General features: G+C 57.9%; 18 protein-coding genes. 7 read left to right on the forward strand and 11 right to left on the reverse strand.

What is annotated here, in order from left to right:
• Positions 1–25: 25 nt before the first annotated feature.
• The 3 genes from radC to ACZ1HJ_RS10695 all read right to left on the reverse strand — a co-directional run bounded on the left by radC (position 26) and on the right by ACZ1HJ_RS10695 (position 2,230).
• Positions 26–847 carry a RadC family protein gene (gene radC, locus ACZ1HJ_RS10685; protein WP_472722197.1) on the reverse strand — a complete coding sequence of 274 codons (822 nt, stop codon included), beginning with the start codon at positions 845–847 and terminating at the stop codon, positions 26–28.
• Between the two features lie 336 nt (positions 848–1,183).
• The gene (locus ACZ1HJ_RS10690; RefSeq protein WP_472718650.1) at positions 1,184–1,903 is read right to left on the reverse strand and encodes a Bax inhibitor-1/YccA family protein; all 720 of its coding nucleotides are present in this window, start codon (positions 1,901–1,903) and stop codon (positions 1,184–1,186) included.
• 126 nt (positions 1,904–2,029) lie between these two features.
• Complete coding sequence (locus tag ACZ1HJ_RS10695) at positions 2,030–2,230, reverse strand: DUF1127 domain-containing protein (RefSeq protein WP_472718651.1); 201 nt, start codon at positions 2,228–2,230, stop codon at positions 2,030–2,032.
• A 123-nt stretch (positions 2,231–2,353) separates the two neighbouring features.
• Here ACZ1HJ_RS10695 and ACZ1HJ_RS10700 point away from each other — a divergent pair, with 123 nt between their 5' ends.
• Positions 2,354–3,229 carry a LysR family transcriptional regulator gene (locus tag ACZ1HJ_RS10700; RefSeq protein WP_472718652.1) on the forward strand — a complete coding sequence of 292 codons (876 nt, stop codon included), beginning with the start codon at positions 2,354–2,356 and terminating at the stop codon, positions 3,227–3,229.
• Here ACZ1HJ_RS10700 and ACZ1HJ_RS10705 read toward each other — a convergent pair.
• Positions 3,216–4,178, reverse strand: coding sequence for an NADPH:quinone oxidoreductase family protein (locus ACZ1HJ_RS10705; protein ID WP_472718653.1), 963 nt, complete (start codon positions 4,176–4,178; stop codon positions 3,216–3,218). The two genes, ACZ1HJ_RS10700 and ACZ1HJ_RS10705, sit on opposite strands and share 14 nt — an antisense overlap.
• Positions 4,179–4,489: 311 nt before the next feature.
• On the opposite strand from ACZ1HJ_RS10705, the gene ACZ1HJ_RS10710 reads away from it, so the two are divergent.
• From ACZ1HJ_RS10710 to ACZ1HJ_RS10730, 5 genes are all read left to right on the forward strand, one after another.
• The gene (locus ACZ1HJ_RS10710; protein ID WP_472718654.1) at positions 4,490–4,861 is read left to right on the forward strand and encodes a helix-turn-helix domain-containing protein; all 372 of its coding nucleotides are present in this window, start codon (positions 4,490–4,492) and stop codon (positions 4,859–4,861) included.
• A gap of 58 nt (positions 4,862–4,919) precedes the next feature.
• Complete coding sequence (locus ACZ1HJ_RS10715; protein ID WP_472718655.1) at positions 4,920–5,708, forward strand: inositol monophosphatase family protein; 789 nt, start codon at positions 4,920–4,922, stop codon at positions 5,706–5,708.
• Positions 5,709–5,810: 102 nt separating this feature from the next.
• Entirely contained in the window at positions 5,811–6,407 is a 597-nt protein-coding gene (locus ACZ1HJ_RS10720) for a heme NO-binding domain-containing protein (RefSeq protein ID WP_472718656.1), read from the forward strand.
• Positions 6,404–7,450, forward strand: coding sequence for a diguanylate cyclase domain-containing protein (locus ACZ1HJ_RS10725; protein ID WP_472718657.1), 1,047 nt, complete (start codon positions 6,404–6,406; stop codon positions 7,448–7,450). Before ACZ1HJ_RS10720 ends, ACZ1HJ_RS10725 begins: the two co-directional genes overlap by 4 nt.
• A gap of 145 nt (positions 7,451–7,595) precedes the next feature.
• Positions 7,596–8,207 carry a hypothetical protein gene (locus tag ACZ1HJ_RS10730; RefSeq protein ID WP_472718658.1) on the forward strand — a complete coding sequence of 204 codons (612 nt, stop codon included), beginning with the start codon at positions 7,596–7,598 and terminating at the stop codon, positions 8,205–8,207.
• Between the two features lie 18 nt (positions 8,208–8,225).
• Here ACZ1HJ_RS10730 and ACZ1HJ_RS10735 read toward each other — a convergent pair whose 3' ends face one another.
• From ACZ1HJ_RS10735 to bcoG, 6 genes are read right to left on the reverse strand one after another with little or no spacing between them, the layout of a single operon-like run.
• Complete coding sequence (locus ACZ1HJ_RS10735; RefSeq protein WP_472718659.1) at positions 8,226–9,011, reverse strand: carnitinyl-CoA dehydratase; 786 nt, start codon at positions 9,009–9,011, stop codon at positions 8,226–8,228.
• Positions 9,008–11,068, reverse strand: coding sequence for an acetate--CoA ligase family protein (locus ACZ1HJ_RS10740; protein WP_472718660.1), 2,061 nt, complete (start codon positions 11,066–11,068; stop codon positions 9,008–9,010). Before ACZ1HJ_RS10740 ends, ACZ1HJ_RS10735 begins: the two co-directional genes overlap by 4 nt.
• Positions 11,069–11,076: 8 nt before the next feature.
• On the reverse strand, positions 11,077–12,237 hold the full coding sequence (locus ACZ1HJ_RS10745; protein ID WP_472718661.1) for an acyl-CoA dehydrogenase family protein: 1,161 nt from the start codon (positions 12,235–12,237) through the stop codon (positions 11,077–11,079).
• 1 nt (position 12,238) lies between these two features.
• Positions 12,239–13,648 (reverse strand): carnitine 3-dehydrogenase, encoded by a 1,410-nt coding sequence (locus ACZ1HJ_RS10750; protein WP_472718662.1) that lies wholly within the window; start codon positions 13,646–13,648, stop codon positions 12,239–12,241.
• Positions 13,648–14,412: an SDR family oxidoreductase gene (locus tag ACZ1HJ_RS10755; RefSeq protein WP_472718663.1), complete on the reverse strand. Its 765-nt coding sequence runs from the start codon at positions 14,410–14,412 to the stop codon at positions 13,648–13,650. Before ACZ1HJ_RS10755 ends, ACZ1HJ_RS10750 begins: the two co-directional genes overlap by 1 nt.
• Entirely contained in the window at positions 14,409–15,320 is a 912-nt protein-coding gene (bcoG, locus tag ACZ1HJ_RS10760; protein WP_472718664.1) for a 3-dehydrocarnitine:acetyl-CoA trimethylamine transferase BcoG, read from the reverse strand. The genes ACZ1HJ_RS10755 and bcoG overlap by 4 nt, the downstream gene beginning before the upstream one ends.
• A gap of 79 nt (positions 15,321–15,399) precedes the next feature.
• Between bcoG and ACZ1HJ_RS10765 the strand changes: the two genes are divergently transcribed.
• The gene (locus ACZ1HJ_RS10765; protein ID WP_472718665.1) at positions 15,400–16,290 is read left to right on the forward strand and encodes a GlxA family transcriptional regulator; all 891 of its coding nucleotides are present in this window, start codon (positions 15,400–15,402) and stop codon (positions 16,288–16,290) included.
• A gap of 50 nt (positions 16,291–16,340) precedes the next feature.
• Here the strand turns inward: ACZ1HJ_RS10765 and bhcR are convergent, their stop codons facing one another.
• Positions 16,341–17,174 carry an HTH-type transcriptional regulator BhcR gene (bhcR, locus tag ACZ1HJ_RS10770; protein WP_472718666.1) on the reverse strand — a complete coding sequence of 278 codons (834 nt, stop codon included), beginning with the start codon at positions 17,172–17,174 and terminating at the stop codon, positions 16,341–16,343.
• Between the last annotated feature and the right edge of the window lie 140 nt (positions 17,175–17,314).

Raw genomic sequence — 17,314 nt, forward strand, 5'->3', positions numbered from 1 at the left:
GGGCGGCTTTTTCTATTCGGGGGGCTCAGAAAAGTTTGGCCGTGCGGAAGGAGAACTCCTCTTCTTTGCCAATGACCACATGATCATGGATCGTGACACCAATGGCCTCACAGGCGGCGGCGATCAGTTTGGTCATTTGGATGTCTTCGGGGCTGGGCGTGGGATCTCCTGACGGGTGATTATGTACCAGAATGAGCGCGCTGGCATTCAGCTCTAGCGCGCGCTTGGCCACTTCGCGTGGATAGACCGGCACGTGATCCACGGTGCCTGCGGCCTGTTCTTCATCGGCGATGACCGTGTTCTTGCGATCCAGGTACAGCACGCGAAACTGCTCGGTATCGCGATGCGCCATTGACGTGCGGCAATAGTCGATCAGGTCCTTCCAGGATGACACCACATCGCGTTGCAAAATCTTGGCCTGACCCATCCGGTGGGCAAATGCCTCGGCGATGCGCAATTGCAGATAGACCTGTGGCGTGGCGCCGTCGATCTGCAGCAGCCGGTGTTCCGAAGCCGCCACCACGCCGTTGAGGTCACCAAAGGCCGCCAGCAGGCGCTTGGCCAACGGTTTCACGTCGATGCGCGGAATGGCATTGAAGAGCAGTAACTCCAGAAGCTCATATTCGGGCATCGCTTTGTGCCCGCCCGTCAAAAACCGATTGCGAAGGCGTTCGCGGTGTCCCCAATAATGCGGCCGCTTGGACCCATCCGCTTGGGTCAGCAGCCCGCCGCCTGCGGCTTCGGATGCCTCGAGCCGTGTGGTGCGTTGGTAGGACTTTTCGAAGGCAGGTCGCGTCTCCACGCCCGGTGGCGCGCTACGCGCATCCAGATCCGCGAGACCGGCCATGGCATCTTCGGAGAACCCATCTTTTGTCCGCGATTGTTTTGGCGACCGTGCGGACAGCCCCGTCAGTTCCTTAACGCGCGCCCATCGATCCGTTTTGTCTATTTTCTGTTTTTCACCCATGGCATCTCCGACACGCAACCCGGTGACGCGGCAGAGACACTGCCCGCATCACCAATCGTCAGAAGTATTTCCTGGGCATGGTTAACCCCGGGTTAATCCTTAACAGAACGTGATCTTGGGGGCTTTGGACGGGGTGCCGCTCGGCCTTGGCGCGGACCCAAAAGAAAAGGGCCGGTCGCTGTGACCGGCCCTGATCGGAATAATGTGCTTGCTGGTTTACTCGCGGTTGCCGAGCAGTTGCAGCAGGAACATGAACATGTTGATAAAGTCCAGATACAAGGCCAACGCGCCCATGATCGCGGCTTTACCCAACCATTCGGTGTCGCCGTGATGGGCGTGCGCCAAATAGGTGTTCTTGATATTTTGCGTGTCATACGCTGTCAGACCGGCAAAGATCAGCACACCCAGGATCGAGATTGCGAACATGATCGCTGGTGAGCCCAGGAAGATGTTGATGATCGATGCGACGATCAGACCGATGACGCCCATGATGAGGAAGCTTCCCCAGCCGGAGATGTCTTTCTTGGTCGTGTAGCCCCAGAGGGACAGACCCGCAAATGCGATCGCTGTGGTCAAGAAGACCTGTGCGATTGAGAAGTCGGTGAAGACCACAAAGATGTAGCTGATCGAAACGCCCATGACGGCCGCAAATGTGTAGAAGAACAATTGCGCCGCGGCTGCTGAAAGCTTGTTGATCATTGCGCTAAAGGCAAAGACCATGATCAGCGGGGCAAACATGACGACCCAACGTGTCATGCCTGTGAACAACGTTTCCATCAATGCCGCGTTGTTGCCTACGGCCCATGCAGCAAGGAATGTAAGGACCATGCCCACGGACATTGTGCCGTAGACTTTGTTCATATGGGTGCGAAGACCCTCATCAATCTGGGCGGTACGCGTGCCTGCGGTGCTCCGGATTGTGTCAAATTCAGCCATAAAAACCTCCGATACGTGACCTGACTGCCCCAAATATTGGGGGTTCGCCTGTTATATTGGTCACTTGAGCCCGTTTTTCAAGGCATTCCGGAGGTGGAAACGGAGTATTTCGACGGCATTCGAACGTTATTTTGCGGGCATATCCCAAAAGGGTCGCTTTGCTTCTGTTTCCACGTCGTGCCGGGTCAATCCGATATCACGCAAAGCCGCGTCGTCCAGACGGGCAAGGGCCCGGCGCTGCCGGTAGACAGAAATCAGATCAAACAAAGAGACGCGCCGTGTTGGAACTGGGCTGCATTTTTGATGTGTGTTGGACAGAAATGCCATGTCGTTTCCTTTCGGTTTGCTGATGGTTCAGTCATTTAGTATTTCGTATGTTGATCTTTTCGCAGAAATGCGTTCATATTGAAAATGAATGTTTATGGAGATCATCATCAAGGAATGTGATGAATGCGAAATCTTGATATAACCACACTGCGATCCTTCGTGGCGGTTTCTGATCATGGCGGTGTGACCCGTGCGGCTACGGCGCTGAACCTTACGCAATCTGCCGTGTCGATGCAGTTGAAACGTCTGGAGGAAATGCTCGGCCTTGATCTGCTGGATCGCAGCAACCGCAAAATCAGCCTGACGCCATCCGGGGAGCAACTACTGACATATGCCCGCCGTCTGGTGGACCTGAACGACGAGGTTGTGGGGCGATTGACCGATCAGGTCTGGGAGGGTGAGATCACCTTTGGTGTGCCACATGATATCATCTACCCGGTGATCCCGCGCGTGCTGAAGAAATTCAACGCGGCTTTCCCCCGGGTTCGCGTGCATCTGAATGCATCCTATTCAACGGCCCTGATCGAGGGCTATGGTCAGGGCGAGGTTGACTTGATCCTGACCACCGAAACGATCGTAGGACCCGGCGGCGAGACGTTATCGCGGGCACCACTCAGGTGGTACGGCGCCCCGGGCGGTGCTGCCTGGAAACAACGCCCTCTGCCGCTGGCCAACTGTCGCAACTGCATGTTCCGGCCCGGCGCAATTGCGAAGCTGGAACAGGCCGAGATTGACTGGGAAAGCGCGATCGACTCGAATTCAGACGGCGCCATTGAGGCAACGGTAAGTGCGGATCTGGCGGTCACCACCATTCTGGAGGGCAGCGCGCCGCGTCATCTGGAACTTGTACCAGCCGCTGCCAACCTGCCGGATCTTGGGGTGCAATTGATCAACATGTATGGCGGCCGCACCCCGCGCAATGAGTTGGTCGAACAACTGGCCCTGATGCTGCGCAGCGGGTTTTGCGCGGGTGAGGCGTCGAGCGTTAATCGATTGTAACCACAACCTTGCCCGTTGAGCGCCGGCTGCGCAAAAGCTCAAGCGCGTCCGCAGCCTCGTTAAGCGGCAGGGCATGGCTGACATGCGGTGTGATGCGACCGGCTTCGAACCAGGTCATCAGGGTCGCAAGACTTTCGGTGACGATCTCGGGGCGGAACTTCAGATATCCACCCCAGTACAGTCCCATGACGGTGATGTTTTTGACCAGCAGGTGATTGGCCGGAATTTGCGGCACGTCGCCGCTGGCAAAGCCAATGGGCAAAATGCGCGCCTCGGGGTTGCAGGCGCGGAAGGCGGCGGTGAATTGGTCTCCACCGACCGGATCATAGACCACGTCCAACCCGCCCAATGATTTGCAGATATCCCGGATGTCCTGCGTTTTGGCGTCGATCAGATGATCGGCCCCGGCAGCACGGGCGGCGTCGAGTTTGTCCGCGCCGCGGGCGCAGGCGATGACGTTGGCCCCCATCAGTTTGCCGATCTCAACCGCCGTCAGGCCGACGCCGCCCGCGGCACCCAGAACCAACAGGTTTTCACCCGGTTGCAGGCGTGCCTTGTACTCCAACGCCACGTGACTTGTGCCATAGGCGACCTGAAACGCGGCCGCCTGGGTGAAGCTGAGCGTCTCTGGCAAAACAACGGCGCGGTCGGCGGGAAAACAGCCGTATTCCGCCAAACCGCCCTGACCGGCAAAAACTGCAACCCGCGTCCCGACAGGTGGTGCCTGAGTATCTGGGCCGACAGCGTCAATTGTGCCCGCAACTTCCATGCCCAAGGTGAAAGGCGGTTGCGGCGTATCCTGATATTTACCGCTCATCATCAGAAGGTCGGCAAAGTTCAATCCGCACGCGCCGATCTTGACCCGAATTTCGCCGGTTGCCGGTTCGGGCAGAGCGCATTCTTCCAGCTTCGGGGGCGTGTCAAACGTGGTCACTTGAAAGGCGCGCATAGGGTCCTCGTGGAATGAAACAGGCTCGGGCGCGAGCGTTGCGGCGGGCGTAATCCAAAGACGGAAGCGCGTCAAACGTTCTTGGGGGCCGGTCAAATGCCCTGACCTAAAGTATAGGTGCTCGTCTAGATTGTTTCTCTTCCGGATAGATAACGTTTTCGGTTAGCAAATTTTCTTGTATTTTAGTGGCACAATGTTACCCTGTCAGCGCGCTGCAGGGATGCGTGGCGCACTGAACGGTAAATATTAGGCCCACCGATCCTGAATTTTCAGGGCCGGATGTTTTGGGATAGTTAAAGGAAGGAATAACCATGCCGCACCCCGTCGACGTACACGTCGGTAAACGTGTTCGCCACCGTCGCTGGCTTGTCGGAATGACTCAGCAACAACTGGCGGAAAGCGTTGGAATTAAATTCCAGCAAATCCAGAAATACGAAACCGGAGCCAACCGCGTCAGCGCGTCACGGCTTTGGGATATCGCTGATGCGCTGGATGTCGAAGTCAGCTTCTTCTTCGAAGGGCTCGACAGTGAAAGCGCAGAACGTCACGAAGGCAATTCGGTTCCCTCCGATCTGTTGGGTGACAAGGAAGCACTCGATCTTGTGCGCTCCTATTATGCGATCCCGGAAAACCAGCGTCGCCGTCTCTTTGATCTGGCGCGCGTTCTCAGCGACGTCGCTTGAGGCACCGCTGAATTCTGTCTAATCATGCGGCATGACGCAGCGTGGGGACGGAGTTTCTATGGACATTGAAAACATTATCGCCACCGCTCATGCGGTGGCCGATGCCGCGCGCTCTGCGGTGCTTCCCTATTTCCGGTCCGATGGCCTGACGGCTGAAAACAAAGCCGGTCGCGGATTTGATCCTGTGACAGAAGGGGACCGGGCCACCGAACGGGCCATGCGTGACGTGTTGGCTCAAATGCGCCCCCAAGATGGCATTCTGGGCGAAGAATACGGTGAACAACTGGGCCAAAGCGGTCTGACATGGGTGCTGGACCCCATTGATGGCACTCGTGGCTTTATGTCAGGCACGCCAACTTGGGGTGTCCTGATCGCAGTGTCGGATGCGTCCGGCCCGATTTATGGCATCGTTGACCAGCCTTACATTGGCGAGCGTTTCGAAGGGGGCCTGGGGCAGGCGCGTGTTGTTGGGCCACGCGGAGAAAAGGCATTGGCGGTTCGGGGTAGTTGCGGGCTGGCGGATGCTGTTCTCTTCACGACATTTCCCGAAGTTGGCAGCCCCGAAGAGGGCGCGGCCTTTGCGGAGATCGCCAAACAGGCAAAACTGACGCGCTACGGCATGGATTGTTATGCCTACGCCTTGTTGGCGGCAGGGCAGATTGATTTGGTGATCGAAGCGGGGTTGCAGGCCTATGACATTCAGGCACCGATGGCCGTTGTCAAGGCCGCGGGCGGTATCGTCACGGACTGGCAGGGAGGCCGCGCGCATCAGGGCGGCCGTGTCGTGGCGGCAGCAGGGGCCGAGCAGCATACCCAAGCGCTGGCCATTCTGTCCCGTGTGAGCTGATCCTTCAGGGGCATCCCGACAGAGAAAATTACGACAATTTGAGATGTAGAGTTGGTGTTAACTCTGCGCTGCCATTCTGCCCGCAACTGAATGGAGTGGGCTATGCACGGCTTGATCAACAGATCGATCGAGAGATTTGTACGCGATACATATGGTCGCGACGCTTGGGTAGGCGTCACACAACGGCTGGATCTTGGGTACACTGAATTCGAATCGATGCTAACCTATGAGGATGAGCTTACCGGCGAAATCCTGAAGGATCTGGCAAATCTTCTGGACAAACCCGTTTCGGACATTCTCGAAGATATCGGCACGTATTTGGTGTCGCATCCAAATTTCGAGTCCGTTCGACGGTTGCTGCGGTTCAGCGGCGTCACGTACGAAGAATTCCTGCATTCTCTGGATGATTTGCCCGCACGAGCAAGGCTGGCCGTTTCCGACATTGAATTGCCACGGCTGGAATTGCGGGAATTCGCAACCGATAGTTTCTGTTTGTCGGTGTATTCCCGCGAAGTAAAATTGCCGGGTTTCGGCCATGTCGTCACCGGCCTGCTGCGCGCCATGGCGGATGATTACGGTGCGCTCGTGTTCCTGGAACACAAGGGCGGTGGTGAAGATCACGAGCTGATTGACGTCAAATTGCTGGAAACAGCGTTTGCCTCGGGACGCACGTTTGAATTGGGGGCCAAAGCCGGATGACTCAATCACATAATCTCCATGACATCAGCGCTTTGTTGGATGCTTTGTGCCCGATGCATGCCATTCTCGACGCCACGGGTCATATCGTTCATGCTGGCGCGTCCGTGCACAAACTTCATGCAACTGGCAATGCCGTAGGGGCGCGGTTCCTGGAGTTTTTTGAAATCAAGCGCCCGCGTGTTGCGGCAACCATGTCTGATCTCAGGAATATGGCGGGCGTTAAATTGCACCTGCAATTGCGCGCGTTGCCGCGTACCGAATTGAAGGGCATTCTCGTTCCATTAAGCGAGACGTCTTCTTTCGGCCCCAAAAGCGGGGCGATTGTGAACTTATCCTATGGGATCTCAGTCCTCGATGCGGTGAATGATTTCTCGTTGACCAGTGCTGATTTTGCGCCCACGGATTTAGCCGTTGAAATGCTCTATCTGGTAGAGGCCAAGTCGGCTGCGATGGAAGCCTCGCGCAAGCTGAACCTGCGTCTTCAGGGCGCAAAAATAGTGGCAGAAGAACAAGCCTTTACCGATACGCTCACCGGTCTTCAGAACCGGCGCGCAATGGACAAGGTGCTGACGCGTTTGATGGAATCCGAACAGGATTTTGCGTTGCTGAACCTGGATCTGGATTACTTCAAACTGGTGAATGACAATATGGGGCACGCCGCGGGTGACCATGTATTGCAACATGTGGCGGAAGTCATGGTCAACGAAACCCGGGATTCCGATACGATCGTCAGGACAGGTGGCGATGAGTTCGTCTTGATATTTGATCGCCTGACGAGCCGAACACGGGTCAAGGAAATATCTGAAAGGTTAATCCAGCGTCTCGAAGAGCCTATCGTTTTCAACGGCCAGGAATGCCGTATTTCCGCCAGCATCGGGGCGACGCTCAGCTGTGATTACAAGACGCCGGATTTGGACCAAATGATGGATGATGCGGATGTCGCGCTCTACGAAGCCAAAGCGCGGGGACGCGGCCAGCATGTAATTTACGAAGAGGCATTGCGCCAGGAGTCCAGTGTAGTCGCCTTGCCGCGCCACGGATAAAATTCAAAAACTGCCCACGCAATACGAGCCTTTGGCAAATACCCGCCACGCGCAATCGTGATCTCTGGTACAGGCCGCATGGCCTCGACAAGCCACAGCCAAAACGGTAATTCTGACGCCAAGCAGGGCAGGAATTGCGGGTACAATGATAGTTTTAACCAGAATTCTATGTGTTTTGTCGCTGGTTTTTGCGGCAACGAACGTATCCGCGCGGTCGGGCGGGCCAGCCCCTGGAACGCCACAGGAAATCAACGCACTTGCCCGGGCCATTTTGGCTCTGGGCGATGAGGTTGACCCGGAAGAAGCACTGCGCGCGGCACGTATTACGTACCAGCATACCTACCAGCTGGCGGGTGAATACCAGATCACAGATGGGCCATTGATCCACAACACCAAGGTGAATATGGGAACGCGGCCCCGCGGATTATGCTGGCATTGGGCGCAAGACATTGAAGCACGTCTTAAGCAGGAAAACTTCAAGACCCTCGATTTGCATCGCGCCGTTGCCAATTCCTTCAACCTCCGTCTGGAACATAGCACCGCGTTGATCAGCAAGAAGGGCGATCACTTCAAAAATGGCATTGTCCTTGATCCTTGGCGCAAGGGTGGTGTCCTGTTCTGGTCACGAACGTCGGAGGATCGGCGATATGACTGGATGCCTCGCGATGAGGTGTTGGCGAAAAAACGTCAACAACATCGCACCAATGTCAGCACCAAAAACCGCCCGGTCAACCAATTGCGCCGTGCAGACAAATAGCACTGCGACAGGGCGGCCTTATTTCCCCTTCCAGACCGGGTCGCGTTTTTCCGCAAAGGCGCGCGCCCCTTCCATCTGATCCTCAGACGCATAAAGTTCATCCACGGTGCCGAATTGCCGTTGCGTGATGCGGTTCATGGCATCCTGAAATGTCATCGCTTCGGCTTCGCGCACGATCTCTTTGATCGCGGCATAGACCAACGGCGGACCAGAGGCCAAATGATCCGCCAAAGCGTGGGTTTCGGCCATCAGATCTGCGGCCGGAACAATCCGGTTGATCATCCCCCATCGTGCCGCTTCTTCGACGTCAATCCACCGGCCCGTCAACAACATCTCCATGGCGATATGATAGGGAATGCGCTTGGGTAACTTGACCGATGCCGCGTCCGCCACGGTGCCAGACCGAATTTCGGGCAGCGCAAAGCTTGCGTGATCTGCCGCCAGGATAATGTCCGCCGAAAGGGCCAGCTCCAAGCCCCCACCGCAGCAAATACCGTTGACCGCCGCGATGATCGGTTTGTTCATGGCGCGCATTTCCTGGATGCCACCAAACCCGCCGGCACCGTAATCGCCGTCAACCTCGTCGCCGTCTGCCGCCGCCTTGAGATCCCATCCGGGGCAAAAGAACTTGTCGCCGCCACCGGTGATGATCGCCACACGCAAATCCGGGTCATCGCGAAATTCCTTAAACGCTTCACCCATGATGCGGCTGGTCACAAGGTCAATCGCGTTTGCTTTTGGCCGGTCCAGCGTGACCTCGAAAACCGGACCCCGGCGTTCGGTTTTAATGGGGCTGTCTGTCATGGTGTGTCTCCGATCCTGATCAGGGCGTCTGCGGCAACCGCCCGTTCCGGTGTGCAAACAAGCGGGTTGATTTCAACTTCGTCCAACGTGTCGGCGTGACGGGTAACATAGGCTTGCACGGCCAGTATAGCGGTGACAATCGCTTGCTTGTCCGCACCGCGCGCGCCGCGATAGCCGTTCAGAACCGGGGCGATGCGCAATTCATCCAACGCCTCAAACACGTCGGCTTCTGACACGGGCAGCAAGCGCGATGTGCTGTCCTGCATGAGTTCTGTCAACGTGCCCCCGGCTGCAATTGTCAGCACGAAACCATGTGCCGGGTCCCGGATGACACCGATGAGCAACTCGGTCACGCCGTCAGTGATCATTTCCTCGACCAGAAAGCTTTCCGTTTCCATTATTTGCGCTGCTGTGCATAACGCCTTGACGCTTTGCAGGCCCAAGATCACGCCGCCTGCTTCGGTTTTATGCGCCAATCCTTCGGCCTTCAGCACCACGGGGAACGTCAAACCTTCTGTCGCTCTTGACAATGCGTCTCGCGTTGGCACCTGTACCGCGCGCGGCACGGTCAGGCCGTGTTCGGCCAAGGCTGCCTTTGCCTCAGCCTCCGACAGCAAACGCACACCTGATATGTCACCGGGCAGAAGGATGTCCGCCGGCTCCGCGCGATCCTGTCCCACAAATGCCGCCGCTTCGATTGCGCTCAGCGTGTCATCCAGACCGTGCATCGGGATCAGCCCGGCGTTCGCGATCCGCAGGGCGGTTTCTTCTGACATGGCCTCGGGCAGGGTGGCCACGATCGCAAGCGGTGTGCCGGAGGCTTTGCTGGCCTGTGCGCCCGCGGTGATGGTGCAATCCCACGCCGCCGGATCACACCGATCCGGTCGCGGATAATCGGTGATCAGACAGCCAAGCGCCACGTCGCCGGACAGAGCGGCGGTGAATGTGGCCGTCATCGCCTCGACATCGTCCCAGATAAAGGTGTGGTAATCCAAAGGGTTGGCCAGTGCGACCATCGGGCCGAGAGCCGCGCGCAGGCCATCATGCTGCGCCTTCGATAGCGCCGGAAAGGTGATTTCGCGACCCATTGCGGCATCTGCCATCAAACTGGCCTCTCCGCCTGAGCAGGACATCGACACGATGCTGGATGAGGGAAGAGGCCCGGAGAAATGCAGAAGTTTGAGGGCCTCCAAAAGCGCAGTCAGACTATCTACCTGCGCGATACCGAGCCGGGCCAAAAGGGCGCGCGCGCCAGCGTCGCTTCCCGCGAGGGATGCGGTATGGGACACCGCGGCGGCGCGGGCCTGTTCGGATTTTCCGGCCTTCAGCGCCACCAATGCCTTGCCAAGGCGCCGGGCGTCCGCCGCCAGCGCTTCGAACGCTCGCAGATCGCCAACACCCTCGATATGCATCCCCAATGTCGTGACACGCGGATCGGCCAGCAGGCCGCGGCCGATCTGGGCCAGACCGATTTGCGCCTGATTTCCGGCCGTCACAACATAGGCCAACGGCAGGCCGCGTGCCTGCATGGTCAGGTTGATCGCCATATTCGAACTTTGGGTCAGGATTGCCACGCCCTTTTCGACCCGCGTGCCGCCGTGCTGATCAGGCCAGAGCAATGCGCCATCGAGGTAGTTGATGAAGCCATAGCAATTGGGCCCGATGATCGGCATATCACCAGCGGCCTCAAGCAGTTTTGCTTGCAAATTGTCACCATCGCCGGTTTCCGCCTGCGCTTCGCGAAAACCGCTGGCGAAACACACAGCACCACCGGCGTTGATACTTTGCAGATGGCGCACGGCCTCAATAGTCAGATGCCTGTTTACGCCGATAAATGTGGCGTCGGGTGCCTCCGGCAGATCATCCAGAGAAGGCAGGGCCGGCAGCCCGCCGACGGTTTCTTTTTTGGGGTGTATGGGCCAGATTTTACCGTCGAAACCCATTTTAAGGCATTGTTCCACCACGGAATTACACCACGCGCCGCCGCCGACAACCGCAATGGAATTGGGCCGCAAAAGGCGCGATAGGTCCGGCGTTAATTTTTCTTTGGTATTCACGTCGTGGCCTACGCCCCCAATGGCCGCAGCAATTCGCGGCTGATGATATGGCGCTGGATTTCGCTGGTACCATCCCAGATACGCTCCACCCGCGCGTCGCGCCAGAAGCGTTCGATCGGGAAGTCATCCATCAGGCCCATGCCGCCATAAATCTGCAGCGTGGCATCGGTGACCCGCGCCAGCATTTCACTGGCATAGACCTTGGCGGATGCGATCTCGCGATTGGCCGGCAGACCTTGATCCAGCCGCCATGCCGCCGACAGGGTCAGCAGGTCAGCCGCGTCAATCTCGGTGATCATATCGGCAATCTGGAAGCTAACGCCTTGGAATTTACCAATGGCCTGGCCGAATTGTTCCCGTTCGGCGGCATATTCCAGCGCCATGTCAAAACAGCGGCGGGCGCGGCCGACGGACATAGTCGCCACCGTTATCCGCGTGGCATAAAGCCATTCGTTCATCACCGCGAAACCGCCATCGACCTCTCCCAGCACCTGCGCATCAGGCAGGCGGCAATCGTCAAATTCCAGAATGCAGTTCTTGTACCCGCGATGGCTGACAGAGTTGTAACCGTCCCGGATGGTAAAGCCCGGCGTGCTGCGATCGACCAGGAAGGTCGTGATCCGTTTCTTCGGGCCGCGCGGTGTATCGTCTTCGCCAGTGGCGACAAAAACAATAATGAAATCAGCGTGGTCCGCACCGGAGATGAAGTGTTTAGTGCCGTTCAGCACCCAATCACCACCCTCACGCCGCGCACTGCATTTCATCCCGCGCACATCCGATCCTGCCCCCGGTTCGGTCATGGCCAGCGCATCCATTCGCTCGCCGCGCACGGCCGGCAAAAGGTAGCGTTCGCGCTGTTCGCCCTCGCAGGCCATGAGGATATTCTGTGGACGGCCGAAGAAGTGATTGAGCGCCATGGAGCCGCGCCCCAATTCCCGCTCAACCAGTGCAAATTCCAGATGGTTCAGACCGGCGCCACCAACGTCTTCGGGGAAGTTGCAGGCATAGAACCCCAGATCAATTGTCTTTTGCTTGATCGCTTGGGCAACTTCTTCTGGAACACTGCCGGTGCGTTCGACTTCAGCCTCGTGCGGGTATATCTCATTCTCGACGAAACTGCGCACGGTCGAGACGATCATCTCTTGTTCATCGGTCAATCCGAAATGCATATCAGTGTCCTTTATGCAGGGCGGCCAGCGCCTCGACTTTTTCACGAACATGGTCCAAAGGCTCACAGGTCCGGCGGGTTTCCAGGCTGACATGCAGCATGAACTGGTCACAGGTGGCCAGAAGTTCCCCGTCACTCGCGCGCTTCATCTCGTGAAAACAACGCAGTTTTTTACCCTCGCCCTGCGTCACGCGGGTATGGACCTCAATGGGTTCGCCAGCATGGGTTTCCAGCACGTAGTTCACTTTCGTCTCGACGGTGAAATAGCTGAGGCCGCCCGCGATGTAATCATCATCCGCGCCCACATGGGCCATGATTTCTTCGGCGGCGTCGGAAAAAAGTTGTCCGTAGCGGCCCTCGTTCATGTGACCGTTCACATCCGTCCAGTCCACGGGAACCGTGCGGCGCATGGATATGATCGGGTTTGTGTCCTCCAGTGTCGGCCGCAGCGTATTCTGGTGGGTCTTGATCAAACGACCCGCGGCGTTGCCCTGCTGTTTAAGTGCGCGCATCATGGCGATCAGGTTGTTATCGCGTTTGCGTTCCAATTCGCGGATCGACAGGTGACCGGATTGATCGTCGGACTGCCCGGCGATTAAATCCACCAGTTCATCGGTAAATTCCGGCACGTCCATCAATTTGGTCCAGGGCCATTTCAACGCCGGGCCAAACTGCGCCATAAAATGCTTCATACCCGCCTCGCCACCGGCCACGCGGTAGGTTTCAAAAAGCCCCATCTGCGCCCACCGGATGCCAAACCCGTAGCGAATTGCATTGTCGATCTCTTCCGTGGTGGCGATGCCATCCTTGACCAGCCACAGCGCCTCGCGCCACACGGCCTCAAGGAACCTGTCGGCGATATGCGCATCGATTTCCTTACGCACCAGCAAAGGATAGAGGCCGATATCTGTCAGGGTTTGTTTTGTCTTTTCAATCGTTTCTGACGCGTTCTTTGCTGTGGGAACAACCTCGATCAGCGGCAGCAGGTAGACCGGGTTGAACGGGTGCGTCACAACGATCTGTTCAGGTCGCGCGGCGCCGTCTTGCAATTCTGACGGTTTGAAGCCGGACGTAGAGGAGCCGATTACAGCACTTTCTGAGCAATGCGCCTGAAGCTCTTGATAAACTTTATGTTTTAGCTCCAGTCGTTCTGGTACACTTTCCTGAATCCATTCGGCACCTTCGACCACTTCGGCAATGGTGTCGTGAAAGCTTAGCGTGCCTTCGTCCGGCAAGGCGTAGTCATAAAGCATCGGCAGCGCGTGGCGCGCATTGCCCAAGACCTCACCGATTTTGCGCTCTGCTTCCGGGTCGGGATCAAAGACCCGAACGTTCCACCCGTTGAGCAGGAACCGCGCGGCCCATCCGCCGCCGATCACGCCCCCGCCAATGATTGCTGTTGTTCTGGTCATCAGTTGATGCTCTCCGTATGTCCGTCCACGGCCATGATCTGGCCCGATATCTTGCTGGCGGCCGGCGACGCGAGAAAGAGCGCCATATCCGCCAGATCGTCGACGCTCACCCAGCTTTTGAGCGAGGTGCAGGCGACGTATGAGGCACGCAATTCTTCGACAGGCGTCCCGGTCGCGGCACTTTCATTGGCCAGCACCCGTTCCATCCGATCGCCTTCGACCGCACCGGGGCAGATGCAATTCACGCGCACGCCCGCCGGGCCAAGCTCCATCGCCAGTGTCTTGGTCAGGCCCACGATGCCCCATTTTGCCGCCGCATAGGGGGAGCGCAGCGGGTAGCCGAATTGTCCTGCCGTCGAAGATGTGAGGATGATCAGGCCCGAACCTTGCGCCCGCATTACGCGTGCCGCCCATCGGCAGGTCAGGAAGGCGCCGAACAGGTTCACACTCACACAATCGCGCCAGGCTGCGTAGTCCAGATCCTCGATCCGTCCCGCCGGTCCGCCCGTGCCCGCATTGGCGCAGACCACGTCGACGCCGCCCCATTCCGCCTCGACCTCTGCCAAAAACGCATCCATCTGCGCCTCATCGGTCACATCGGCTTCACCTGCGATGAAATCCGGATGCGCGTCCCGCACCGCGGCCACCGCGCTCGCATCGGCGTCGCAGACCGCAACCCGGTCGCCCTCGGCGGCAAAGCGTTTCGCCAGCCCCAGACCAATGCCCGACGCCCCCGCCGTGATCAGGACGCGGCGGCCACTCATCCCCGTGGGGCCCGTTTGGTCAGGCGCAGTTTCTTGCGAACCTCATCTGGGCCAATGACACTGGCGCCCAGACGTTCGATGATTTCCCGCGCGCGGGCCACAAGTTGCCAGTTTTCTGCCAGCACACCGCGGTCGAGCATCAAGTTGTCTTCGAGCCCGACACGTACGTTGCCACCCGCCAGAACCGAGGCTGCGACATAGGCCATCTGATCCCGCCCAAGCGAGAAAGCCGACCAATTCCAATCACTTGGCACGTTGTTTACCATGGCCATAAAGGTATTGAGATCATTGGGCGCGCCCCAGGGAACACCCATACAAAGCTGTACCAACGCGTCGGGTTCCAGCACGCCATCGGCCACGAGCTGTTTGGCGTACCACAGATGACCGGTATCGAACGCCTCGATCTCGGGCTTTACACCGAGTTCGGTCATCATCCCGCCCATGGCTGTCAGCATGCCGGGCGTGTTGGTCATCACGTAATCGGCCTCGGCAAAGTTCATCGTGCCGCAATCAAGCGTGCAGATTTCTGGCAGGCATTCGGCGATATGTTCCATCCGCTCCGTCGCGCCAACCATATCGGTGCCATCCACCGTGGGCAGGGGGGCTTCAACCCCGCCAAAGACCATGTCACCGCCCATCCCGGCGGTCAGGTTCAACACGACATCGACGTCAGCATCGCGCACCCGGTCCGTCAGTTCGCGGTAGAGCTTGGGGTCGCGCGACGGCGCGCCGGTTTCAGGGTCACGCACGTGGCAATGCACAATGGCCGCACCGGCCCTGGCGGCGGCAATGGCACTTGCGGCGATCTGCTCAGGTGAGCGTGGCACATGCGGGCTGCGATCCTGGGTCGACCCCGATCCGGTCACGGCACAGGTGATGAAAACCTCTCGGTTCATGGCAAGCGGCATCTGAGTCTCCCTGAATAAAACTTGGCGCAAGCGTAGCGCCGTGATACCTATCGATAGCTTGCCGAATAGGACAAAAAACATGCCTGAATGGTCAAAACAATCCTCCGACCCGGTGCGCATCGCCTTTCTGATCTTTGATCAGTTTTCCAACCTGTGCTTGGCCAATTGTCTGGAACCCTTGCGGGCGGCCAACACTCAGACCTTGCGACAGGCATTTGAGTGGCAGATATTTACCCCGGACGGTCAGCCCATTTTGTCCTCAAGCGCGATGCAAATCTTGCCCCACGGGCCGCTTTCGTCGCTGAAACAATGCGACTACCTGTTTGTTACCGCAAGCTACGACCACGACAGGCATGATACGCCGGCCAATCGTCGCGCGTTATTGCGTGCCTCCTCTTTGGCGCGCGTCACGGTCGGGTTGGACGCAGGGTCTTGGCTGATGGCGTCTGCCGGGCTTCTGGATGGCCGCCGGGCGACGGTCCATTGGGACCTGTTGGACGGATTTACCGAACACTTTCTGGAGGTTGATGCAGAACAGGCCCGTGTGGTCCGGGATGGCCCGATGATGACCTGTGCTGGTGCGATGTCGGCGCTGGATATGACGCTCGACCTGATCAGTGAGCATCTGGGTATTGCTGCGCGATTGGACGTTGAGGCGCTTTTCATTCACGGCGATCCGCCAATTGGAATGAGCCACGACAAGATGATGGTGCGCGACCCGCTGGTCAGCCGTGCGCTGACCAAGATGCGAGAGAATTTGGAACGCCCATTGCCGCTGGAGGCCTTGGCGCGTCAGCTGTCCTGTCAGCCTCGCACGCTTGATCGTCGGTTTCGCGCCGGCCTGGGCGCGCCGCCGGGCACAGTTTATCGCCACCTGCGGCTGGCCTCTGCCCGCAAGATGCTGGAAGGCACCAAGCTGGGTGTTGCCGAAATTGCGGTGCGGTGTGGATATGAATCTCCCCCGCGATGACGCGAGCAATCCGGCGCCATTACGGTACGACGCCGCGTGCGTTGCGCAGCTCAGCCGTCTGACGGATCGGCAGGTATCTGCGCGCCCATGCCGCGTGACACTTCGTGTGCGGCTTCACGCACCTGTTTTGCAATGTCGTCGATCCGATCCTGCGACATGCGGCTGGTTGGGCCGGACACCGAAATGCCAGCGACGGCCTCTCCGTACACATTGAGTATGGGTGCCGCGACGCACCGCATACCGGTGGCTTTTTCCTCATCATCAAAGGCCCAGCCCCGGTCGCGCGCCGCCTGCAAATCCTGTTTGAGCGCGTCGGATGTGATGACGGTCTTGGCCGTGAACCCTTCCAGGTCCTGGGTGTCGAGAAATCGTTCGATACGGTCTGGTGCGTATTGGCTCAAAAGCGCCTTGCCGATCCCTGACGCGTGCATGGGAGAAACCGTGCCAGGCGGGAAAAACGCCCGAATGGTTTCATTGGTCTCAATCTGGCCCACAAACATGACCTTGTCATTCACTTCGATCCCAAGATTTGAGGTCTCGCCCGTTTGCTCCATCAATCGCCGCATGGCCGGCCGACTTCGTTCCAACACCCCGCTGCGGTGTGAAAAGGCAGAACCCAGACGATACGCGGCCGCGCCGATATGCCATGTTTGAGTTTGCGGATCGATTTCCACCACGTCCCTTGCCTCCAACGTAGACAGGACGCGGTGCATGGTTGCGGGGGATTGATCCAGGCTTGTGGCAATCTGGGTCAAGGTCAACCCCGCATGTGCCGCCAGAAGATCAAGCACGTCAAAGGCGCGATCCAGCGATTGTATCGTGGATTGCTCTGGCTTTGCATAGAATGCTTTGGGCCGACCTTTCTTGCGGGGGACTTGGGTCATTTTGGGCGCTCCAACAGTCAATTTCACTTTCGCTCTTTCTATATTGAAAATATTTTTTAGCCAGTGAAAAAATACAAAACACTGTAATTATTGAATTTTTGTAATTATCAATCAAAATGAAAAACACTTTCAAAAAAATT

The organism is Roseovarius sp. JB2-10 (assembly GCF_055693585.1).